The following is a 21,005-nucleotide window of genomic DNA, read 5'->3' as shown; positions in this document are numbered from 1 at the left end:
AATGACCACCACCGAAGCCGCCACGGCGCCGCTGCAGTTCCTGCGGCAGCGCAACCTCCAGGCCAAGTCCGACGCCGAGCGCGAGGCGATCCTCGCCGACCCGGGCTTCGGCCAGCACTTCACCGACCACATGGTCGACCTCTGCTGGAGCGAGAAGGGCGGATGGCATCGTCCGCGCGTGCGCCCCTACGGTCCGCTCTCCATCGACCCGGCCGCCGCCGTGCTGCACTACGCGCAGGAGATCTTCGAGGGGCTCAAGGCCTACCGCCACGCCGACGGCTCCGTCTGGACCTTCCGCGCCGAGCAGAACGCGCTGCGTTTGCAGCGCTCCGCCCGGCGCCTCGCCCTGCCCGAGCTGCCGGTCGCGCACTTCCTGCAGTCGATCGAGGAGATCCTCACGATCGACGAGGCCTGGGTGCCCGGCGCGCCGGAGACCAGCCTCTACCTGCGCCCCTTCATGTGGGCGAAGGAGGCGTTCCTCGGCGTGCGCCCCGCGAGGAAGGTGGAGTACACCCTCATCGCGAGCCCTGCCGGCGCCTACTTCACCGGCGGGGTCGAGCCGGTCTCGATCTGGCTGTCGAGCTCCTACTCGCGCGCCGGCGAGGGCGGCATGGGCGCGGCGAAGACCGGAGGCAACTACGCGGCGTCGCTGCTACCCCAGCAGGAGGCCTACGCCAACGGCTGCTCGCAGGTGCTCTTCCTCGACGCGCTCGAGCACCGCTACGTCGAGGAGCTCGGCGGCATGAACGTCTTCCTCGTCTACGGCGACGGGCGCCTGGTCACGCCGGCCACCTCGGGCACGATCCTCGAGGGCATCACCCGGGACAGCATCATCCAGCTCGCGAAGGACCGCGGCCTCGCGGTCGAGGAGCGCCAGGTGAGCCTCGACGAGTGGCGCGAGGGCGTCGAGTCCGGCGCGATCACCGAGGTGTTCGCCTGCGGCACCGCCGCGGTCGTGACCCCCATCGCCGAGCTGAAGGGCGCCGACTTCAGCATCGTCAACCCGGCCGTCGGCTCGGATTCGCTGACGCTCTCGCTGCGCGAGGAGCTCACCGGCATCCAGTACGGCCGCGTCGAGGACCGCCACGGCTGGATGACCAAGGTCACCGGCTGAGATCCCCGGCTCCGCGAGCGGCCCCTGTCGACATCGACAGGGGCCGCTCGCCGTCCGACCCAGCCCCCTCCCTCCCTCCTGCTTCTGCTGCCACTGCTGCTGTTCAAAATGAAGGTGAATTTTGCGACACGCCGAGCTCGGCGGCGAGCTGCCGGCGTGTCGTACGAAGACACCTTCGTTTTGGAAGGGGAGGGGGCGAGGAAGAAGGGGGAGGAGGGGAGGTGGGATGGCGGGGAGCACGGGTTTCCGCAGCGGCGGGGTGGGGCGGGCGGTAGGTTCGAGGGGTGAAGATCGCCCGGTTCGCCACCTCCGGCCAGGATCCCCGCTTCGGCATCGTCGACGACGACGAGATCGTCGTCCTCAAGGCCGACCCGCTCTTCGCGGGCTTCGACACGACCGGTGAGCGCGTGCCGCTCGCCGACGCGCGACTGCTCGCACCGGTCATCCCGCGCTCGAAGGTGGTCGGCGTCGGCATGAACTACGCCGCCCACCGCGACGAGCTCGAGTACCAGGCTCCCGAGGCGCCGCTGCTCTTCCTCAAGCCGAACACGTCGGTGATCGGGCCCGGCGAGCACATCCAGCTGCCGCCCGTCGAGGGCCGCATCGTGCACGAGGGCGAGCTCGCCGTCGTCATCGGCAAGGTCGCCAAGTCGGTGCGGGTCGAGGACTGGCGCGACGTGGTCTTCGGCTACACGATCGCGAACGACGTCGCCGCCCGCGACCAGATGTTCGCCGACGGCCAGTGGGCCCGCGCCAAGGGCTACGACACCTTCTGCCCGATCGGGCCGGTCATCGAGACCGAGCTCGACGCTCAGAACGTGCAGATCTCGACCTTTGTCGACGGTGAGCCGCGCCGCAGCGGTAACACGGCAGACATGCTCCACCAGCTGCCCGAGCTGATCGCCTACATCTCGGACATCTGGACCCTGCTGCCCGGCGATCTCATCCTGACCGGCACCCCCGCCGGCCTCGGCGGTTTCACGGACGGGCAGACCGTCGACATCACCATCGAGGGCATCGGCACGCTCTCGAACCCGGCCCGCAACCGGTGAGCACCCCGCCGATCGCGCGGCTGCAGCGCCGCACGGTCGGCGTGCTCGTCGCCGGTCAGATCCTCGGCGGTGTCGGCATCGGCGCCGCCTTTTCGGTGGGCGCGCTCCTCGTCGCGCGCATCGCGGGGGAGTCGTTGTCGGGCTTCGCGACGACGAGCACCACGCTCGGCGCCGCGCTGGCGGCGATCCCGCTCGCGAGGCTCGCGAGCCGGCGCGGCCGAGGGCCGGCGCTCGCGACCGGCGCGCTGCTCGCGGGCATCGGCGCCGTCGTGGTCGTAGTGGCCTCCGTGCTGGTCTCCGCGCCGCTCGTCTTCGCCGGCCTGGTGCTGCTCGGCTGCAGCACCGCCGCCAACCTGCAGGCGCGCTTCGCCGCCGCCGACCTCGCCGAGGAACGGCACCGCGGCCGGGACCTGTCGATCGTGGTCTGGTCGACGACCATCGGCGCCGTGGCCGGCCCCAACCTCGCCGGCGCCGGGGAGGCGCTCGGCGCCGCGCTGCAGCTGCCGCCGCTCACCGGGCCGTTCCTCTTCCCCGTAGTCAGCCAGCTGCTGGCGGCGATCCTGCTCATCACCGCACTGCGCCCCGATCCGCTGCGCACGGCACGGGCGCTGGAGACGGAGCGAGCGGATGCGGACGCCGCTGCGGTCGGCGGAGCCGCCGCACCGCCCGCCCCCGGCGGCGAGCCCGCTCCGCTCACCGTGCATCCGCCCGCCCGTGTGCCGCGCAGCGCGTCCGCGGCGATCGCCCTGGTCGCGCTGAGCCACGCCACCATGGTCGCGGTCATGTCGATGACGCCGGTGCACCTGCAGCACCACGGCGCCTCGCTCGTCGTGATCGGCGTGACGATCAGCCTGCACGTCGTCGGCATGTACGGCTTCTCGCCGCTGTTCGGCATCCTGGCCGACCGCTGGGGGCGCGTGCGCACGGCCGGTCTCGGCCTCGCGCTGCTGCTCGCCTCCCTCGTGGTCGCGGCGCTCGGCGGCGAGCGCACGGCATGGGTCGTGGTCGCCCTCGTCCTGCTCGGCCTGGGCTGGAGCGGCGCGACCATCGCCGGCGCGGGACTGCTCGGCGAGGGGCTCGCGCCGGGGGAGCGTCCGCGGCTGCAGGGGCGCAGCGACCTCGCCATGAACCTGGCCGGGGCCGGCGGCAGCGCGCTCGCCGGCACCGTGCTGTCCGCCGCAGGGTACGCCGGGCTGGCGACTGCCTCGGCGCTGCTCGTCGCCGGCGCCCTGGCTGCGCTGCTGGTCATCGCGCGCGAGCGCGGCGAGCGGATGCGCGCCTCCGGCACCGCTCGCGGCATCCGCTCGCACTAGGCTGATCCGCAGTTATGACCAGCGCAGCAGCCCTCCCGTTCACGACCGCCTCCGGCAGCGACGTCCGCGTCCGCTTCTGCCCGTCCCCGACGGGCACGCCGCACGTGGGCCTCATCCGCACGGCCCTCTTCAACTGGGCCTACGCGCGCCACACGGGCGGCAAGCTCGTGTTCCGCATCGAGGACACCGATGCCGCCCGCGACAGCGAGGAGAGCTACGAGCAGCTGCTCGACGCCATGCGCTGGCTCGGTCTGGACTGGGACGAGGGTGTCGAGACCGGCGGCCCGCACGAGCCCTACCGCCAGTCGCAGCGCGGCGCGATCTACGCCGAGGTGCTCGAGAAGCTGCAGGCCGCCGGCCACCTGTACGAGAGCTTCTCGACCCCCGAGGAGATCGACGCGCGCAACGAGGCCAACGGCCGCGCCAAGCAGCTCGGCTACGACAACTTCGACCGCGACCTCACGGACGAGCAGCGCGCCGCCTTCCGCGCCGAGGGCCGCCAGCCGTCGCTGCGCCTGCGGGTGCCCGACACCGCGCTCGGCTTCACCGATCTCGTCCGCGGCGAGATCACCTTCCCGGCCGGCTCCTTCGTCGACTTCGTCGTCGTGCGGCCGAACGGCGCGCCGCTCTACACCTTCGTCAACCCGGTCGACGACGCGCTCATGGGCGTCACCCACGTGCTGCGCGGCGAGGACCTGCTCAGCTCCACGCCTCGGCAGATCGCGCTGTACCTGGCGCTCATCGAGGTCGGCGTCGCCCAGGCGATCCCGCAGTTCGGCCACCTGCCGTACGTGATGGGCGACGGCAACAAGAAGCTCTCCAAGCGCGACCCCGAGTCGAACCTGTTCCACCACCGCGACCGCGGCTTCGTGCCCGAGGGCCTGCTCAACTACCTCGCCCTGCTGGGCTGGTCGCTGTCGTCCGACCGCGACGTCTTCAGCCAGGCCGAGATGATCGCGGCATTCGCCGTCGCCGACGTCAACGGCAACCCGGCGCGCTTCGACGTGAAGAAGGCCGAGTCGATCAACGGCGACCACATCCGCCTGCTCGACGCCGCCGACTTCCAGCGGCGCCTGCTGCCGTACCTCGAGGGCTTCGTCGCGGACCCGCCGACCGAGGCGCAGGCCGCGGTCCTCGCCGAGGCCGCCCCGCTGGTCCAGGAGCGGATGGGACTGCTCGGCGAGGCCGCGGGCATGCTCGGCTTCCTGTTCACCGACGACGACGCCCTGATCTACGAGGAGGACGCCCTCGCGAGCCTGAAGGACGACGCAGCGGCCACGCTGCAGGCGTCCTACGCGGCGCTCGAGGACCTCGAGGACTTCACGACCGCCGCCATCGAGGCGGCGCTGCGCGAGGCGCTCATCGACGGACTCGGCCTCAAGCCGCGACTCGCCTTCGGGCCGCTGCGCGTCGCCCTGAGCGGCCGCCGGGTGAGCCCGCCGCTGTTCGAGTCGATGGAGATCCTCGGCAAGGCCTCGACGCTGCGCCGCCTGCAGAGGCTGTCCGAGCGGTGAGCGAGGCGGTCGACGTCGTCGTCATCGGCGCGGGCCCGGCAGGGCTGAGCGCCGCGCTCAACCTCGTGCGCGCCCGCCGCGAGGTCGTGCTGATCGACGGCGGCCGACCGCGCAACGCCGCGACGCTGGCCTCGCACGGCTTCCTCAGCCGCGACGGCATCTCGCCGCTCGAGCTGCGCAAGCTGGGCCGCGAGGAGGTCGCCGGCTATCCGGGCGCGACCGTGGTCGACCGGGTGAACGTGACGAGCGTCGTCCGATCCGGCGACGGCCTGCTCGTGCGGGCCCAGGCCCGCGGCGCCGCCGAGCCCCTCGAGTGGAGGGCCGCGGCCGTCGTCGTCGCGACCGGCCTCACCGAGGTGATGCCCGCGCTGCCCAGCCTGCGCGCCTTCTACGGCACCGCGCTGCACAGCTGCATGGCCTGCGACGGCTACGAGAAGGCCGATCGCCCGATCGCCCTCATCGGCGAGACCGACGATCTCGCCGAGCAGGCGCTGCTGCTGAGCGCCTGGAGCCGCGACCTCGTCGTCTTCACCAACGCGATCGGCGAGGTGGGCGGAGCGGATGAGGCGCGCCTCGGCGAGCTCGGCATCCGCGTCGAGCGCCGCGCGATCGCCGACATCGAGGGCGACCGCGCCGGCATGACCGGCGTGCGGCTCGCCGACGGCGAGGTCGTCGCCCGCGAGGGCGGCTTCCTGCGACCGCGCTACGCGACCGCGCTCGAGTTCCTCGACGGGCTCGCCCCGGCCGCCGATGACGACGGGCTGCTCGTCGTCGACCCCGAGGGGCGCACCGCGGTGCCGGGGCTCTACGCCACCGGTGACGTGACGCCGCCCGGACCGCAGCAGCTCATCGTCGCCGCCGGCGCCGGGGCGCGCACCGCCTCGGCCGTGCACCGCGACCTGCTGCGCGTCGCGCTCGGCGGCTGAGCGCATCCGCTCACTACGATGACCGCATGAACGGCACGAGCGCCCGCGGCGGCTTCACGCGTCAGGTGCTCGCCGACCACGTGTACGACGAGCTCATGGGATCGCTCGTCGATGGTCGGCTGGAAGCCGGCGCGCCGTTGAACATCGACGCGCTCTCGCGCGAGCTCGAGGTGTCGCAGACGCCGATCCGCGAGGCCCTGGCCCGGCTGGAGGCGACCGGCCTCGTGCGCCGGCTCGCCCTCAAGGGGTACCGCGTCGCTCCGCTCTTCACGCCCGAGGATCTCGCGCACCTCACCGACGCTCGGTTGCTCATCGAGCCCGAGAACGCGTTCCTCGCGTGCCAGCGGATGACGGACGCGCTCGTCGCCGAGCTGCGCCGCTCGATCGACGACCTGCGCGAGCCGACCGGCCCGAGCTTCGCCGACTTCCGCGCCTACTGGGAGGCGGACGAGCGCTTCCACGGCCTCATCGCCGAGGCCACCGGCAACCCCTTCCTGCTCGCCGCCTACCGCTCGCTCGGCGGCCAGGTGCAGCGCTTCCGCCTCTTCGCCGGTCTCGGGGTGACGGATGCGGAGCACGCGATCGCCGAGCACACCGCCGTGCTCGACGCCTTCGTCGCCCGCGACCCGGTCGCGGCGCGCGCCGCGATGGCCGCGCACATCGGGGCGGTGCGCCTGCGCTCGATGCAGGAGACCCGCGAGCGCGAGGGGGCGGACGACTGAGCGCGGGGGAGGCGTCGCAGGCGCGGCCGCCGGCGCTGCGGGAGGCGCTGAGCGGCGCCGGGCTGCTGCTGCGCGGACTCGGGCTGCTGCTGCGCTCGCCCGGCCTGCTGGCGCTCGGCGCGCTGCCGGCGCTGATCGTCGGTGCCGCGGCGCTTGCGGGCGTCGTCGCCCTGGCGCTGAACGCCACGACCGTCGCCGAGGCGGTGACGCCGTTCGCCTCGGGGTGGGACGAGCTGGGGCGCGAGGCGCTGCGGGTCGCGGTCGCCATCGCCGTGGTGGTGCTCGGTGTCGGGCTCGCCGTGCTGAGCTTCACGGCGCTGACGCTGCTGGTGGGCGACCCCTTCTACGAGCGCATCAGCCGCAGCGTCGACGCCCGGGTCGGCGCGCCGCCCGAGCCCGAGGAGGTCGGCTTCTGGCGGGGCCTCGTGCGGGCGCTCCGCGACGCCCTGCGCCTGCTGCTGCTCTCCGCGGGCCTCGGCGTCGTGGTCTTCCTCGTCGGCCTCGTGCCGCTGCTCGGCGCGCCGCTGGCGGCGGTCGTCGGAGCGCTGACGGGCGGCTGGCTGCTCGCCGTCGAGCTCAGCGGCTACGCCTTCGACGCGCGCGGGCATCGCCTTCGCGAGCGCCGTGCGGCCCTGAAGCGGATGCGGGCGGCCAGCATCGGCCTCGGTACGACGGTCTACCTGCTGTTCCTGGTGCCATTCGCGGCGGTCGTCGTGATGCCGGCGGCGGTGGCGGCGGCCACGCTCCTCGCGCGACGGGCGCTGGGGGAGCCGCTGCGCCCATCCGCTGCTCCTAGCACGCCGGCGCGATCGCCGCAGCGGCCCGCCTGACGCGTTTGCGCAATCCCCGGCGAAGTTCGGTGCGCTGTCGGGCCCGGTCGGCTATCCTGACGATCGTATAGGAAGCATGATCGACCACGACGGAGTGAACTCTTGGCCCTGACCGCCGACACCTGGCCCATCGCCGCCGCCCTGCTGCAGTTCCCCGCCGTGAAGCGCGACGGCACCGTCGTGCAGGAGGCGGACGCGAGCGAGTGGGTCGCCACCTTCCGCGAGGTCAAGGAGTCCGGCTTCGACGCCGTCGACCTCACCGACAGCTGGGTGCGCGCCGGCGACCTCAGCAGCGCACGGCTCGACGAGCTCAAGGGCGCCCTCGACGAGGCCGGGCTCGCAGCCCCGTCGCTCTCCGCCATCCGCCGCAGCATCATCGACGCGGCGAACTGGGAGGAGAACCTGGCCTACAGCCACCGCACCCTCGAGGCCGCGGCGCAGCTCGGCCAGACCGTCGTCTCCTTCGGCCTGCATCAGGCGCTGACGCCGGCGCAGAAGGAGCAGCTCTGGTTCTGGACCGTCGAGGGCCACCAGGACCCCGACCCCACCGAGCACCCCGAGGTGTGGAACGCGGCCGTCACGCGCTTCCGCGAGCTCGGCCGGCACGCCGAGGATCTCGGACTGCTCATGTCGCTCGAGATGTACGAGGACACCTACCTCGGCACCGGCGCCTCCTCCGCCCGCCTCGCCGAGGAGATCGGCCTGTCGAACGTCGGCATCAACGCGGATGTGGGCAACCTGGTGCGCCTGCACCGCCCCATCGAGGACTGGTGGAGCATCTTCGAGCAGGTGCTGCCGTGGACCAACTACTGGCACGTCAAGGGCTACCAGCGCGACGAGAACGTCGCGAAGGGGCTCTACACCTCCATCCCCACCCCGATGGAGAGCGGCGTCATCAACTACCGCGAGGTGTTCAAGCTCGCGCTCGAGCACGGCTTCCAGGGTGTCATCTGCGCCGAGAGCTACGGCGGCGACGGCCTGTCGGTCAGCGCCGCGAATCAGGCGTACCTGCGCCGGCAGGTGCTGCCGAAGCAGGACGGCTACGCTCTTGGTGTCAGCAATGTCACCCAGCGGTCGTCCCGCGTCGCCTGACGCGGTCACCGCTCGGTCATCCCCACATCACTAGGAGTTCCAGCACAATGACGCGCGTTTTCGACAGGCCCGAGGAGTTCGCCGAGACGGCGATCGACGGCCTCGTCGCCTCCCACCGTCAGTACCTCGCACGAGTCGACGGCGGCGTGATCCGCTCGACCGTGACCCCCGAGAACCAGGTCGCCGTGATCATCGGCGGCGGCTCGGGGCACTACCCGGCCTTCGCCGGCCTCGTCGGCCCCGGTCTCGCGGCCGGCTCGGTCTGCGGCAACCTGTTCGCCTCGCCCTCGACCTCGCAGGTCTTCCGCGTGTCCAAGGCCGCCCAGCGCGGCGGCGGCGTGCTGCTGAGCTACGGCAACTACGCCGGCGACGTGCTGCACTTCGGCGAGGCCGAGCGCCAGCTCAACGAGGCCGGCATCCCGACCCGCACCGTGCGCGTCACCGACGACATCGCGAGCGCCCCGCTCGACCAGATCGAGAAGCGCCGCGGCATCGCGGGCGACCTCACGGTCTTCAAGGTCGCCGGTGCCGCCGCCGAGCGCGGCGACGACCTCGACGAGGTCGTGCGCGTGGCCGAGAAGGCCAACCTGAACACCCGCTCGCTCGGCGTCGCCTTCGGCAGCCCGACCCTCCCCGGCGCCGAGGAGCCGCTCTTCACGGTGCCCGAGGGCCAGTTCTCGCTGGGCCTCGGCATCCACGGCGAGCCCGGCATCAGCGAGCACGACATGCTCTCGGCGAAGGAGTTCGCCGACCTCATCGTCGGCAAGCTGCTCGAGGACAAGCCGGAGGCCGCGGGTACCCGCGTCGCCCCCATCCTCAACGGCCTCGGCACCGTCAAGTACGAGGAGCTCTTCGTGCTGTACACGCACGTCGAGAGGCTGCTCGTCGAGGCGGGCCTCGAGATCGTCGAGCCCGAGGTCGGCGAGCTCGTCACGAGCCTCGACATGGCGGGTCTGTCGCTCACCCTCTTCTGGCTGGACGACGAGCTCGAGACCCTCTGGTCGGCGCCCGCCGACACCCCCGCCTTCCGCAAGGGCGCCATCGCCTCGCGCGACCGCATCGACGAGTCGGAGATCGCCGCGGCGCTCGTCGTCGAGACGGTCGACTCGACTCCGGCCCAGCAGGCCGCCGGCTCGGTCGCGAACCGCCTCATCGAGGTCGTGCGCGCCACGATCGAGGAGCACGAGGAGGAGTTCGGCCGCATCGACGCGATCGCCGGCGACGGCGATCACGGCATCGGCATGCGACGCGGCGCCGAGGCGGCCGCGAAGAGCGCGCGCGAGTCGGTCGAGCTGCAGCGCGGCGTCGAGCAGCTCGTCGAGCTGGCCGCAGAGAACTGGGCCGAGAAGGCCGGCGGCACCTCGGGTGCGCTCTGGGGCGCGGCCATCACCGCCGTCGCGAAGACCCTCTCGTCGGGCGAGCAGCCCACCGCCGAGCAGGCCGCCGCCGCCGCCCGTGCGGGTCTGAAGGCCATCACCGACCTGGGCAAGGCCGAGGTCGGCGACAAGACGCTCGTCGACGCGCTCGTGCCGTTCGTCGAGACCTTCGAGGCGCGCGCCGCCGCCGGCGACGACGTCGCCACCGCCTTCACCACCGCCGCGACCGCGTCCCGCGAGGCCGCCGCCGCGACGTCCGAGCTGCGCCCCCTCAAGGGCCGTGCCCGCCCCTGGCCGAGAAGAGCATCGGCCACCCGGATGCGGGAGCCGTCTCCCTGTCCCTGATCGTGACCGCCGTCGCCGAGGAGATCGCCAAATGACCGACAACACCACCCCCTTCACCATCGCCATCGGCTGCGACAACGCCGGCTTCGAGTACAAGGAGGCCCTCAAGGCCCAGCTCGAGGTCGACCCGCGTGTCGCGAAGGTCATCGACGTGGGCGTGCCCGCGAACACCGACGACCGCGCCTACCCGCACGTCGCCGTCGACGCCGCCCGCCTCGTGGCGGCCGGCGAGGCCGACCGCGCGCTGCTCGTCTGCGGCACGGGCCTCGGCGTCGCGATCGCGGCGAACAAGGTGAACGGCGTCCGCGCGGTCACCGCGCACGACCCGTTCTCCGTGCAGCGCGCCGTGCTGAGCAACAACGCCCAGGTGCTGTGCTTCGGCCAGCGCGTCGCGGGCCTCGAGCTCGTCAAGATGCTGGCGAGCCAGTGGCTCGACTACCGCTTCGACCCCACCTCGGCCTCGGCCGAGAAGGTCGACGCGATCTGCTCCTACGAGGACTGATCGCTCCCGTCGGCCGGCCGGCGCCCACGGGCGCCGGCCGGCCGACGTGTCACCACCACGGTCCGTCCGGGCCGCGTTTTCGATGAAGAAGAAGAGAGGTGCGCCATGACCCAGCAGGTCATCGCCGTCGTCGGGTCCGGATACATGGGCGGGGGATCGCGCAGGTGCTCGCGCTGTCAGGGGCCACCGTCCGCATCGCCGACATCTCCGCGGAGATCGCGCAGAGCAACTACGACCGCCTCCTCACCGAGGCCGAGCAGTTCGTCGCCGACGGGCTGTTCCCCGAGGATGCGGTCGAGCGCCTGCGCGCCAACCTGCACCCCGCGCAGTCGATCGAGGAGGCCGTCGCCGACGCCGTCTTCATCGAGGAGGCCGTGCCGGAGAAGATCGAGATCAAGCACGCCACGCTCGCGCGCATCTCGAAGGCCGCCCGACCCGACGCCATCATCGGCTCGAACACCTCGACCATCCTCATCGGCAAGCTCGCCGAGGCCGTCGAGGGGCCCGAGCGCTTCCTCGGCGTGCACTTCTCGAACCCGGCGCCGTTCATCCCCGGGGTCGAGCTCATCCCGCACGACGGCACCGACGAGGCGATCCTGCCCACCGTCGAGGCCATCGTGCAGGGCACGGGCAAGCAGACGGCTCGCATCAAGGACGCGACGGGCTTCGTGCTCAACCGCCTGCAGTACGCGCTCTTCCACGAGGCGACCCAGCTCGTCGACTCCGGCATCGCGAGCCCCGAGGACATCGACACCATCGTGCGCACGACCTTCGGCTTCCGCCTGCCGTTCTTCGGCCCGTTCGCGATCGCCGACATGGCCGGCCTCGACGTCTACGCCTTCTGCTACGCCTCGCTGCAGACCGAGTTCCCGGAGCGCTTCGCCACCCCGCCGATCCTGCAGAACCTGGTCGACGCCGGCAAGCTCGGCACGAAGACCGGCGCCGGCTTCCTCGACGTGCCGGCCGACCGCACGCCGGAGCTGATCGCCTACCGCAACAAGGCGTACGTGGCCATGCAGAAGCTGATCGACGAGCTCGGCCCGGCGCCCATCGCCTGACCGTCCGAGACGCCCGAGGGGTCCCTGCGCGTGCGCAGGGACCCCTCGCTCGTGCTCCGGGACGGAGCGGGGGCGCCCGCCTCGGCGGGCGCCCCGTCTCGACGGCTCAGGTGAAGAGGTAGGCGATGCCGACGATCGCGAAGGCGGAGAAGCCGACGACGGTCGAGATGACGCTCCAGGACTGCAGCGCCTGCTTCGTGTCGAGGCCGAGGAAGCGGCTGACCAGCCAGAACCCCGAGTCGTTGACGTGCGAGAGCGAGATGCCGCCCGCGCCCATGGCGACGACGATGAGCGCCAGCTGCAGCGGGCTCACCTCGCCCGCCGCCATGACCGCCGGGGCCATGAGGCTGGCGGCGGTGGTCGTCGCGACCGTGGCGGATCCCTGCGCGACGCGCATGATCGCAGCGATCGCGAAGGCCGCGACGATGAGCGGCAGTCCCAGGTCGTTCAAACCGTCGGCGAGCACCGCGCCGATGCCGGTCGCGGTCAGCACGCCGCCGAACATGCCGCCCGCGCCCGTGATGAGCAGGATCGAGGCGATCGGGCCGAGCGCGTCGTCGACCACGTCCTCCATCCGCTTGCCGACGTCGCCCCAGTTGGGCACCACGATGAGCAGGACGATGGCCAGGATGGACGTGATGAGCAGCGCGATCGGCGTGGCGCCGACGGTGGTCAGCAGCGCGTAGATCGCCGTGTCGTCCGTGATCGTGCCGTTGGTGGCCAGCGCGGCGGCGCCGGTGTTGAGGAAGATGAGCACCAGCGGCAGGAGGAGCAGGAAGATGACCAGCCAGAAGCTCGGCAGCTTCTGGTCGCTGCGGTCCTTCGCCTCGCCCAGGAGGTCCGGCACCGGGAAGTGGGGCATGCGCTTGGCGATCGCCGTGCCGACCACCGGACCCGAGAGCAGGTAGACCGGGATGGCCACGAGCACGGAGATGAGCACGACGAGCCCCACGTCGACGCCGACGATGCCGGCGGCAGCCGTCGGCCCCGGGTGCGGAGGCACCAGGCCGTGCATGGTCAGGAAGGCGCCCGTGGCCGGGAGCGCGTAGAGCAGCAGACTGCCCTTCAGGCGGCGGGCCACCTGGTAGATGATCGGCAGCATCACGATGAAGCCGGCGTCGAGGAAGATCGGGAAGGCGAAGAGGAACGACGCGAGCGAGAGCGCGAAGGGGGCCCGCTTGTCGCCGAACCGCCGGATGAGGCTCTCCGCGAGCACCTGCGCGCCACCGGAGATCTCGATCACCCGGCCGAGCACCGCGCCGAAGCCGATGAGCATGGCCACGTTGCCGAGCGTGGTGCCGAACGGCCCCTGGATGACCCCGAGCAGGTCGCCCACGCTGACCCCGGCGACCAGGGCGGTGAGCACGCTCACGATGATGAGCGAGTAGAACGCGTGGAACTTCAGCTTGATGATGAGGAACAGCAGGATGGCGATGGCGCCGACCGCGATGGCGATGAGGGCGCCGGCGGGGCGGGTCGCTTCGTCGGCGATGACTTGCGCGAGGTGCATGGGATCACTTTCCGGGTTCGGGTGCGCCCGATCCGGATACTGGTCCACCCTGACCGGGGAAGCGCGGCGCCTCACGCCACGCTTCTCGCGGTGCGACAGGATGTCTGACGTCCGCTCCCCAGATCGTATGGGATCTACGACCCTGCGACAACCGCGCCCCTAGGCTTGTGCCCATCCCCAACCCCACGATGGAGGAAGCATGCCCGCAGAGCGCGCCCGCTGGATCGGCACCAGCACCAAGATGTACTTCGGCTACCAGCAGCACTTCGACTGGATGAGCGCGGTCGCGCGCATCGTCGAGGAGCGGCCGGCCCTCGCGGAGGCGGGCATCACCCCGTTCGTCATCCCGTCGTTCCCCGTGCTCGAGAGCGCGCTGCGCATCCTCGGCCCCGCCGGCGTCACCGTCGGCGCGCAGGCCGTGAGCCAGGACGAGGGCGCCGCGACCGGCGAGGTCGGTGCCGGGCTGCTCGCCGAGATGGGCGTGCGCCTGGTCGAGATCGGCCACGCCGAGCGCCGTGCCCGCTACGGGGAGACGGATGCGGTGGTCGCCGCGAAGACGCGCGTCGCGATCGCGGCGGGGCTGACCCCGCTGCTCTGCGTCGGCGAGGCCGAGGGCGGCGACCCCGAGGGCGCCGTGCGCACGGTCGTGGACCAGTGCGTCGCCGCCGTCGGCGACGCCGCGCTGCTCGACCGCATCGTCGTGGCGTACGAGCCCGTCTGGGCGATCGGCGCCCCGGCCCCGGCCGGAGCGGACCACGTCAACGCGGTGGTGGCGGGCATCCGCTCCTCGCTGACCGAGCTCATCGGCGGCCCCGCGCCCGCGATCGTCTACGGCGGCAGCGCGGGCCCCGGACTGCTCGCCACCGTGCCCGAGGTCGACGGCCTCTTCCTGGGCCGCTTCGCCCACGACCCGGCGAACTTCGGCCGCGTGCTCGACGAGGCGCTGGCGCGCTGACCCCGCGGAGGGCGCCCGGTGGTCATCGGGCGCCCTCGACCTCTGCTAGAGTTGTCGACGGCCCGCTGAGCGGGAACCAGCCATGGGGTATGGTGTAATTGGCAACACGACGGTTTCTGGTACCGTTATTCTTGGTTCGAGTCCAGGTACCCCAGCTTTGAAACCCCCGATCTGGTCGGGGGTTTTCTTGTTTGCAGCCCGGGTCGCCGCAGTCTCAGGCGAGCGGTTGACGGCGTGCGAGGAGTCGCCCTCGCCAATGGTCGAGCCGCCCTGGCCGGCCGGTCAGGCGCGGGCCATCGAGCCAGGCCGTCGCGCGTCTCGGGCCGTGCAGTGCGCTGAGCACCCACAGCTCCGCGCCGTCGAGCTCGGTGGGCGTGGCGCGCACGAAGTCGATGCCGACCCCTTCTTCGGCCGCGACGGCCAGCAGCTCGTGTTCGGTGACCGAGCGGATGCGGGGGAGCGCCGGGTCGACCACGTGCATCCGCTCGCTGTGCCACCAGGCGAGGGCGCTCCACGCGCCCTCCACGAGCTCGCCGTCGGGGGAGAGCAGCACCGCCTCGTCCGCGCCGCGCTCCGCGGTGCGGGCGCGCGCGGCGCCGAGCGCCTCGAGGTCGGGGCCCTTGACGGTCGGCTGCGAGCGCGGGTCCGGGCCCCAGTGCGTGGCGACGACCAGCTCGCGGCCGCGGGCCGGCGCAGGGCGCAGCTGCAGGCGCAGCTCCTCCGATCCGTCGCTCAGGCGCAGCAGCTCGACGCGGGGGAACCACGCGCCCTCGCGGGGCAGGGTGGCGACGGCGGCGGCCCAGAACGGGGCCGCATCCGCTCGTCCGCCCACTGCGCCGAGGAAGCGTGCGCGGTGCGCGTCGAGCGCGAGCACCAGGCCGTCGTCGACGAGCCAGGAGTCGGCGGCGAGCACGGGACCCGCGACTGCCTCGTCCACCGGCTCGAGCGCGCGGCCCGTCCAGCGCAGGACGGCGGGCTCGGCGGGCATGCGTCGATCCTAGGAGCCCCGCGGCTCGTAGCATGGGGACGTGCACGGGCGGGATGTCGGCGGGCTGCTGCCCGGATGGGTCGAGCCGTTCGATGCGGCCCGCGCGCTGGCCGGTGAGGGCCACGTCGCGCTGCTCGAGGCGACCGACGGGCGCGGCACGAGCACACTCGTGCTCGGCTCCGAGCTCGTCGACGCCTGGCCGGAGGTGCCGCTCGACCCGGCCGCCGGTGACCGTCCGCTCTGGGCCGGGTGGCTGGACTACGAGGGTGGCGCGCGCTTCCTGCGCGCGGAGCGCTGGATGGTGTTCGACCACGCGCGCCGCGAGGTGCGCGCCAGCGGTATCGACCTCTGCGACCTCGGCGATGCGGCGCCCGAACCGGTACCGGTGCGCCGGCTCGCCGTGGTGCGCTGGCGGCACGACGACGACACCTACCTCGCCATGATCGAGGCCTGCAAGCGGTCGATCGAGCGCGGTGACGCCTACCTGCTCTGCCTGACGAACACGGCGCGGGTCGGGACGGCGACCGACCCGTGGACCGCATACGCGCGCCTGCGCTCGGCGGCGCCGACGCACCACGCGGGCCTGCTGCGGCTGGGCGGCACGACGCTGGTGAGCGCCTCGCCGGAACGCTTCCTCGAGATCGACGCGCACGGCCTCGTGCGATCGAGTCCTATCAAGGGCACCCGGCGGCGGGACCCCGATCCGCTCGTCGACGACGCGCTCGCGGAGGAGCTGGGCGCGGACGCCAAGGAGCGCGCCGAGAACGTCATGATCGTCGACCTGGTGCGCAACGACCTCAGCCGCATCGCGGTGCCGGGCTCGGTGCGGGTCACGCGGCTGCTCGACGTGGAGCGCTACGCGACCGTGCACCAGCTGGTGAGCACCGTCGAAGGCCGTCTGCGCGACGGGCTCGGCGCCGGTGACGCGGTGCGCTCGCTGTTCCCGGCCGGATCGATGACCGGGGCCCCGAAGCGCAGCGCCATGGCCATCCTGCGCGGACTCGAGCGGGCGCCGCGCGGCGTGTACTCCGGGGCCTTCGGGCTGGTCCGGGCCGATGGCTCGGTCGACCTCGCGATGGTCATCCGCAGCATCGTCTTCGCCCCCGACGGCGTCACGGTCGGCGCCGGCGGGGGCATCACGGCGCTCTCCGAACCGGCCTTCGAGCTCGCGGAGGTGCGGCTGAAGGCGGACCGTCTGCTGAGCGTGCTGGATGGGCCGCTCGGATAGGGTCGACCGGTGAGCAACGCATCCCTCGTCCTCGTCGCGAACGCCGGCGACAGCAGCATCGGCACCTTCCGGCTCGAGGACGGCGCCCTGAGCCGTCTGGCCGTGACTGGCGGTCTCAAGGGCACCGGTACCTTCGCGATCGATGCGGCGCGCGGACTGGTCTACGCGGGCGTCAAGGGCGACCCGGCGGCCGTCGTCACGCTCGAGCTCGACCGCGCGACCGGAGCGCTCGCCGAGCGCTCGCGCACCGACCTGCCCGGCGGCTCCGTCGCCTACCTCGCCCTGACCCGCGACGGCGGCGCCTTGCTCGGCGCCTCGTACGGCGGCAGCTACGGCTTCATCGCCCCGATCGTCGACGGCGTCGTCGGCGAGCCGATCTCGACCGTCGAGCACACGTACCTGCACTCGGTGCTGCCGAGCGCCGACGACCGCTTCGCGCACTTCGTCTCCCTGGGCGACGACCTCGTCGCCACCTACGCGATCGGCGACGACCTGACGCTCACGCACGTGCAGTCCGCCTCCGTGCCCCAGGGCGCCGCGCCCCGCCATCTCGTGCTCAACGCCTCGCAGGACGCGGTCTACGTGGTCACCGAGTACTCCGGCGAGGTGCTGCGCTTCGACCGCGACGTCGCGACCGGCGAACTCGCGCTGCGCACGGCCGCGAACATCACCGACCTGCGCGCGGGACTCGTGCGCGGCGAGATCGAGGCCGACCCGGTCGCGCGCGGCGCCGTCTGGGGCGCCGACCTGCACTGGGGCGCCGACGAGCGCGTGCTCTGGGCCTCGGAGCGCTCGATGAGCACCCTGACCGCGGTGCCCGTGGACGAGCGCGGCCGGATGACCGCCGCCGAGGACTTCACCGTCACCGAGCCGCAGCCGCGCGGCTTCGCGCTGAGCGCCGACGGCCGATTCCTCGTCGCCGCGGGGGAGCGCTCGACCACGGTCTCGCTCTACGCGGTCGACGGCGAGCGCCTCGAGCTGCTGCAGCAGGCCGAGACCGGCGCCGGGGCGAACTGGGTGCGCTTCCTCGAGGCCTGACCTCGGCTCAGTCGAGCAGCACCAGCGCCGCCGCGCCGATGAGCGGGGCCTCCCCGCCGAGCTGCGCCCGCTCGACGCGGATGCGCGCGGCATAGGCGTTCTGCGCCGCGTCGCGCGCGGACGCCTGCACGAGGTCGACGTAATCCTGCGCGACCTGGGCGAAGCCGCCGCCGACGACCGCGAGCTCGAGGTCGAGCAGGGTCGCCGCGTTCGCGATGCCCACGCCGACGGCGGCGGCGGAGCGCCGCACGGCCTCGGTGGCCAACGGGTCGCCGGCCGCGTACGCGGCGGCCAGCTCCTCGCCGGTCGACCCCGCCCATCCGCGCTCCCGTGCCCAGCGCACGGTGTGAGGACCGGAGGCGATCCGCTCGACCGTGGCGGGCGCGGGGTCGCCGTCGAAGGGCTCGATGACCAGCTGCCCGAGGTGCCCGGCGTTGCCGGACGCGCCGCCCAGCAGCCGGCCGTCGACGATCACGCCGCCGCCGACACCGGTGGACACCACGAGCACGATCGCGTCGTCGCAGGCACGCGCCGCGCCGCGCCAACGCTCCGCGAGGGCGATGCAGCTGCCGTCGAGGCCGAGCCGCACGCGGTCGAGGCCGGAGGCGCGGGCGACGACCTCGGCGATGGGGAAGTCGCGCAGCGCCGGGAGGTTGATGGGCGACGTGGTGCCCGCGCCCGCGTCGACCGGTCCCGCCGCACCGATGCCGGCGGCGGTCACGGGCGCGGGAGCGGCGGCCAGCGCCCGCCGGACCACCGTCTCGATGGACTCGCGGGCGACGCCGGCGTCGCCCGCCGCCGCCTCGCCGGTGGGGGCGCGGTGCCTGGTGCCGGGGACGATCACCCCGTCGTCGTCGACGATGGCGGCTTCGACCTTGGTGCCGCCGAGATCCACGGCGAGAGCGAGTGTCATGCAGACAGCCTGCCAGTCCAATGGGCGTTGGAAATTGCGCAAGCGATGCACGGATGCGCCTCGCCTGCACCGAGACTGGGCCGACCCGTCCCAGCAAGGAGCCCGCATGCCCACCGACGCCCGTTGGATCGTCACGACCGAGACCGCCCCGTGGCAGGAGCGCCCCGCCCCCGAGCTCACCGCTCCGAGCGGGCTGCCCGGCGTCTTCGTCGAGCTCGACCGGCCGCAGCAGCGCATCGAGGGCTTCGGCGCCAGCTTCAACGAGCTCGGCTGGACCGCGCTCGAGCTGCTCGACGAGGCCGACCGCGACGCCGTGCTGCGCGAGCTCTTCGAGCCCGGCACCGGCGCCAATCTCTCGCTGTGCCGCATGCCGGTCGGCGCGAACGACTTCTCGCGCGACTGGTACTCCTACGACGAGGTCGATGGCGACCTCGCGCTCGAGCACTTCTCGATCGAGAACGACCACGAGACGCTGATCCCGTTCATCCGCGCCGCCAAGACGCACCAGCCGGCGCTGCGTCTCTGGGCCTCGCCGTGGAGCCCGCCCAGCTGGATGAAGACGAACGGCCACTACGCCGCCGCGATGCCCGGCACCTCGATCGGCAACGTCGAGAACGGGCTGCGCGAAGACCAGGTCGGTCGCGAGGGCACCGACATGATCCGACTCGAGGAGCCGGTGCTCGAGGCCTACGCCGACTACTTCGGCCGCTTCATCGACGCCTACCGCGAGCAGGGCATCGAGATCGGCATGGTCATGCCGCAGAACGAGTTCAATTCGGCGCAGATCTTCCCCAGCTGCACCTGGACGCCGGAGGGGCTCACCGCCTTCGTCCGCCACCTCGGCCCGGCCATGGCCGAGCGCGATGTCGAGGTGTTCCTCGGCACCCTGGAGCGACCGGACGAGCGGATGGCGGAGGCCGTGATCGAGGACGAGGTCGCCGGTCCGTACATCGCCGGCGTCGGCATCCAATGGCACGGCAAGGCCGCCGCGCCGATCCTGCACCGCCATCGCCCCGAGCTGCGGATCTACCAGACCGAGCAGGAGTGCGGCGACGGGCTGAACGACTGGCGCTACGCCCGGTTCGCCTGGACCCTGCTGCGGCACTTCATCACCAATGGCGCGACGGCCTACCAGTACTGGAACATGGCGCTGCTCGAGGGCGGCGTCAGCCGCTGGGGTTGGGCGCAGAACTCGCTCGTCGTGGTCGACCCGTCGACGAGGACCTACCGCTGCACGCACGAGCTGCACCTGCTCAAGCACGTCTCGCACTTCGTGACCGAGGGCGCCGAGGTAATCCCGACCACGAGCTACTCGGGCTTCGACGAGCAGCTGGCGTTCCGCAACCCGGACGGCTCGATCGTGCTCGTGCTGCACAACGGCCAGCGGGTCGAGCAGCGCGTCGACATCCTGCTCGGCGAGCGGGTGCTCTCGCCGGTGCTGCCGGCGGACTCGTTCAGCACGATCCTGCTGCCGGCGCTGGCGTAGCGCCCGCCGCTAGGCTGGCGGGAGGGGCCCGGCGCTCGTCGGACGCCCCTCCCACCGGCCGGACGGAGCTGCAGATGACGGATGCGCCGCGCAGCTCCCCGACGATCTACGACGTCGCCGCACTGGCCGGCGTGAGCCCCTCGACCGTCTCCCGCGCGCTGAACCGCCCGGGCCGCATCACGGCGAAGACCACGGAGCGGATCCGCGCCGCGGCCGACGAGCTCGGCTTCCAGTTCAACCCCGCCGCCAGGGCGTTGCTCACCGGCCGCACCTCGACGATCGGCCTCGTGGTCGCCGACATCACGAACCCCGTGGTCTTCGGCATCATCCGCGGCGCCGAGCGCGCGTGCGCCCGCGCCGGATACACCCTCGTGATCGCCGAGTCGCAGGAGGAGGGGAGCGCGAGGCGCACACCGCCCGCAACCTCGTGCGCGGCGTCGACGGGCTCGTGCTCGCCAGCACCCGGCTGGACGACGCGGAGGTGCTGGAGCTCGCCGCGCAGCGCCCGCTGGTGCTGCTCAACCGCGAGGTGGCGGGCGTCGAGGGCGAGGTGCCGTGGGTCGACCCCGGCAACGGTGCGCTGCTCGACCATCTGCAGCAGCGCGGGCATCGGGCGATCGCCTACCTCGGGGGTCCGCTGCGGTCGTGGATGAACGGCCGCCGCTGGGACTCCCTCTTCGCGCTGGCCCGCGAGCGGGGTCTGTCCATCTTCGACATCCCCGGCGGCACGCCGTCGATCGACGGCGGCCGCGACGCCTACGAGCGCGTGGCGGCCTCGCCCGCGACCGCGGTCGTCGCGTACAACGACCTCATGGCCATCGGCCTGATGCAGGCGGCGCAGGCGGCCGGCGCGCGCATCCCCGCCGACCTCGCGATCACCGGCTACGACGACATCTTCGGCTCGACGCTGACGACCCCGCCGCTCACGACCGTGAGCGCCCCGCTCGAGCGCATGGCGGAGCGGGCCGTCGCGACGCTGCTCGGCGAGCCCGTCGGCGACGACCCGTTCCGCACCGAGCTGATCGTGCGCGGTTCGAGCTGAG

17 protein-coding genes, 1 tRNA gene and 3 pseudogenes are annotated in these 21,005 nt (G+C 72.7%); 18 read left to right on the top strand and 3 right to left on the bottom strand.

Features of this window, described 5'->3' with window-relative positions:
* Position 1 precedes the first annotated feature (1 nt).
* From QQK26_RS05805 to QQK26_RS05755, 11 genes and pseudogenes are all read left to right on the top strand, one after another.
* Positions 2-1,114 (top strand): branched-chain amino acid aminotransferase, encoded by a 1,113-nt coding sequence (locus QQK26_RS05805; RefSeq protein ID WP_284230955.1) that lies wholly within the window; start codon positions 2-4, stop codon positions 1,112-1,114.
* Between the two features lie 284 nt (positions 1,115-1,398).
* Positions 1,399-2,166 carry a fumarylacetoacetate hydrolase family protein gene (locus QQK26_RS05800; RefSeq protein ID WP_284230950.1) on the top strand — a complete coding sequence of 256 codons (768 nt, stop codon included), beginning with the start codon at positions 1,399-1,401 and terminating at the stop codon, positions 2,164-2,166.
* The gene (locus tag QQK26_RS05795) at positions 2,163-3,479 is read left to right on the top strand and encodes an MFS transporter (protein ID WP_284230947.1); all 1,317 of its coding nucleotides are present in this window, start codon (positions 2,163-2,165) and stop codon (positions 3,477-3,479) included. Before QQK26_RS05800 ends, QQK26_RS05795 begins: the two co-directional genes overlap by 4 nt.
* A gap of 14 nt (positions 3,480-3,493) precedes the next feature.
* Positions 3,494-4,993 (top strand): glutamate--tRNA ligase, encoded by a 1,500-nt coding sequence (gene gltX / locus QQK26_RS05790; RefSeq protein WP_284230944.1) that lies wholly within the window; start codon positions 3,494-3,496, stop codon positions 4,991-4,993.
* A complete protein-coding gene (locus tag QQK26_RS05785) occupies positions 4,990-5,919 on the top strand; it encodes an NAD(P)/FAD-dependent oxidoreductase (protein ID WP_284230942.1) in 930 nt (309 codons plus the stop codon). The genes gltX and QQK26_RS05785 overlap by 4 nt, the downstream gene beginning before the upstream one ends.
* Positions 5,920-5,945: 26 nt before the next feature.
* Positions 5,946-6,641, top strand: a complete 696-nt coding sequence (locus tag QQK26_RS05780; protein WP_284230940.1) for a GntR family transcriptional regulator — start codon at positions 5,946-5,948, stop codon at positions 6,639-6,641.
* On the top strand, positions 6,638-7,471 hold the full coding sequence (locus tag QQK26_RS05775) for an EI24 domain-containing protein (RefSeq protein ID WP_284234466.1): 834 nt from the start codon (positions 6,638-6,640) through the stop codon (positions 7,469-7,471). Before QQK26_RS05780 ends, QQK26_RS05775 begins: the two co-directional genes overlap by 4 nt.
* A 102-nt stretch (positions 7,472-7,573) precedes the next feature.
* Positions 7,574-8,563, top strand: coding sequence for a sugar phosphate isomerase/epimerase family protein (locus tag QQK26_RS05770; RefSeq protein WP_284230938.1), 990 nt, complete (start codon positions 7,574-7,576; stop codon positions 8,561-8,563).
* 47 nt (positions 8,564-8,610) lie between these two features.
* Positions 8,611-10,319, top strand: a pseudogene (locus tag QQK26_RS05765) (dihydroxyacetone kinase family protein).
* Positions 10,316-10,786 (top strand): ribose-5-phosphate isomerase, encoded by a 471-nt coding sequence (locus QQK26_RS05760; RefSeq protein WP_284230936.1) that lies wholly within the window; start codon positions 10,316-10,318, stop codon positions 10,784-10,786. The pseudogene QQK26_RS05765 and the gene QQK26_RS05760 overlap by 4 nt, the downstream one beginning before the upstream one ends.
* Positions 10,787-10,891: 105 nt before the next feature.
* Positions 10,892-11,844 (top strand): annotated as a pseudogene (locus QQK26_RS05755) (3-hydroxyacyl-CoA dehydrogenase family protein).
* Between the two features lie 106 nt (positions 11,845-11,950).
* Here the strand turns inward: QQK26_RS05755 and QQK26_RS05750 are convergent.
* Complete coding sequence (locus QQK26_RS05750; RefSeq protein ID WP_284230934.1) at positions 11,951-13,354, bottom strand: GntP family permease; 1,404 nt, start codon at positions 13,352-13,354, stop codon at positions 11,951-11,953.
* Positions 13,355-13,553: 199 nt separating this feature from the next.
* On the opposite strand from QQK26_RS05750, the gene QQK26_RS05745 reads away from it, so the two are divergent.
* Positions 13,554-14,309: a triose-phosphate isomerase gene (locus tag QQK26_RS05745; protein WP_284230932.1), complete on the top strand. Its 756-nt coding sequence runs from the start codon at positions 13,554-13,556 to the stop codon at positions 14,307-14,309.
* A gap of 83 nt (positions 14,310-14,392) precedes the next feature.
* Positions 14,393-14,464, top strand: a tRNA-Gln gene (locus QQK26_RS05740).
* Positions 14,465-14,523: 59 nt separating this feature from the next.
* On the opposite strand, the gene QQK26_RS05735 is transcribed toward QQK26_RS05740, so the two are convergent.
* Positions 14,524-15,297: an aminotransferase class IV gene (locus QQK26_RS05735; protein ID WP_284230930.1), complete on the bottom strand. Its 774-nt coding sequence runs from the start codon at positions 15,295-15,297 to the stop codon at positions 14,524-14,526.
* 40 nt (positions 15,298-15,337) lie between these two features.
* On the opposite strand from QQK26_RS05735, the gene QQK26_RS05730 reads away from it, so the two are divergent.
* Together QQK26_RS05730 and QQK26_RS05725 are read left to right on the top strand one after the other, a co-directional pair.
* Positions 15,338-16,525 carry an anthranilate synthase component I family protein gene (locus QQK26_RS05730; protein WP_284230929.1) on the top strand — a complete coding sequence of 396 codons (1,188 nt, stop codon included), beginning with the start codon at positions 15,338-15,340 and terminating at the stop codon, positions 16,523-16,525.
* A gap of 9 nt (positions 16,526-16,534) precedes the next feature.
* Positions 16,535-17,563 carry a lactonase family protein gene (locus tag QQK26_RS05725; RefSeq protein ID WP_284230927.1) on the top strand — a complete coding sequence of 343 codons (1,029 nt, stop codon included), beginning with the start codon at positions 16,535-16,537 and terminating at the stop codon, positions 17,561-17,563.
* A gap of 7 nt (positions 17,564-17,570) precedes the next feature.
* Here the strand turns inward: QQK26_RS05725 and QQK26_RS05720 are convergent, their stop codons facing one another.
* Positions 17,571-18,476 (bottom strand): ROK family protein, encoded by a 906-nt coding sequence (locus QQK26_RS05720; protein WP_284230925.1) that lies wholly within the window; start codon positions 18,474-18,476, stop codon positions 17,571-17,573.
* Positions 18,477-18,582: 106 nt separating this feature from the next.
* Here QQK26_RS05720 and QQK26_RS05715 point away from each other — a divergent pair, with 106 nt between their 5' ends.
* The 3 genes and pseudogenes from QQK26_RS05715 (at position 18,583) to QQK26_RS05705 (ending at position 21,004) form a co-directional block, all read left to right on the top strand.
* The gene (locus tag QQK26_RS05715; RefSeq protein WP_284230923.1) at positions 18,583-19,962 is read left to right on the top strand and encodes a glycoside hydrolase family 30 protein; all 1,380 of its coding nucleotides are present in this window, start codon (positions 18,583-18,585) and stop codon (positions 19,960-19,962) included.
* Between the two features lie 74 nt (positions 19,963-20,036).
* A pseudogene (locus tag QQK26_RS16400) lies at positions 20,037-20,135 on the top strand (LacI family DNA-binding transcriptional regulator); the annotation flags it as partial.
* A gap of 254 nt (positions 20,136-20,389) precedes the next feature.
* Positions 20,390-21,004, top strand: coding sequence for a substrate-binding domain-containing protein (locus QQK26_RS05705; RefSeq protein ID WP_284230919.1), 615 nt, complete (start codon positions 20,390-20,392; stop codon positions 21,002-21,004).
* Position 21,005: the final 1 nt, after the last annotated feature.

This window comes from Arenivirga flava (assembly GCF_030161575.1).
Lineage (GTDB): Bacteria > Actinomycetota > Actinomycetes > Actinomycetales > Microbacteriaceae > Arenivirga > Arenivirga flava.
This window is presented reverse-complemented; position numbering and strand designations above follow the sequence as displayed.

Bases quoted from the DNA above. Each gene is read 5' to 3' on its own strand.
- QQK26_RS05805 (WP_284230955.1), top strand. From the start codon at position 2: ATGACCACCACCGAAGCCGCCACGGCGCCGCTGCAGTTCCTGCGGCAG.
- gltX (WP_284230944.1), top strand. From the start codon at position 3,494: ATGACCAGCGCAGCAGCCCTCCCGTTCACGACCGCCTCCGGCAGCGAC.
- QQK26_RS05780 (WP_284230940.1), top strand. From the start codon at position 5,946: ATGAACGGCACGAGCGCCCGCGGCGGCTTCACGCGTCAGGTGCTCGCC.
- QQK26_RS05760 (WP_284230936.1), top strand. From the start codon at position 10,316: ATGACCGACAACACCACCCCCTTCACCATCGCCATCGGCTGCGACAAC.
- QQK26_RS05750 (WP_284230934.1), bottom strand. From the start codon at position 13,354: ATGCACCTCGCGCAAGTCATCGCCGACGAAGCGACCCGCCCCGCCGGC.
- QQK26_RS05745 (WP_284230932.1), top strand. From the start codon at position 13,554: ATGCCCGCAGAGCGCGCCCGCTGGATCGGCACCAGCACCAAGATGTAC.
- QQK26_RS05735 (WP_284230930.1), bottom strand. From the start codon at position 15,297: ATGCCCGCCGAGCCCGCCGTCCTGCGCTGGACGGGCCGCGCGCTCGAG.
- QQK26_RS05720 (WP_284230925.1), bottom strand. From the start codon at position 18,476: ATGACACTCGCTCTCGCCGTGGATCTCGGCGGCACCAAGGTCGAAGCC.
- QQK26_RS05715 (WP_284230923.1), top strand. From the start codon at position 18,583: ATGCCCACCGACGCCCGTTGGATCGTCACGACCGAGACCGCCCCGTGG.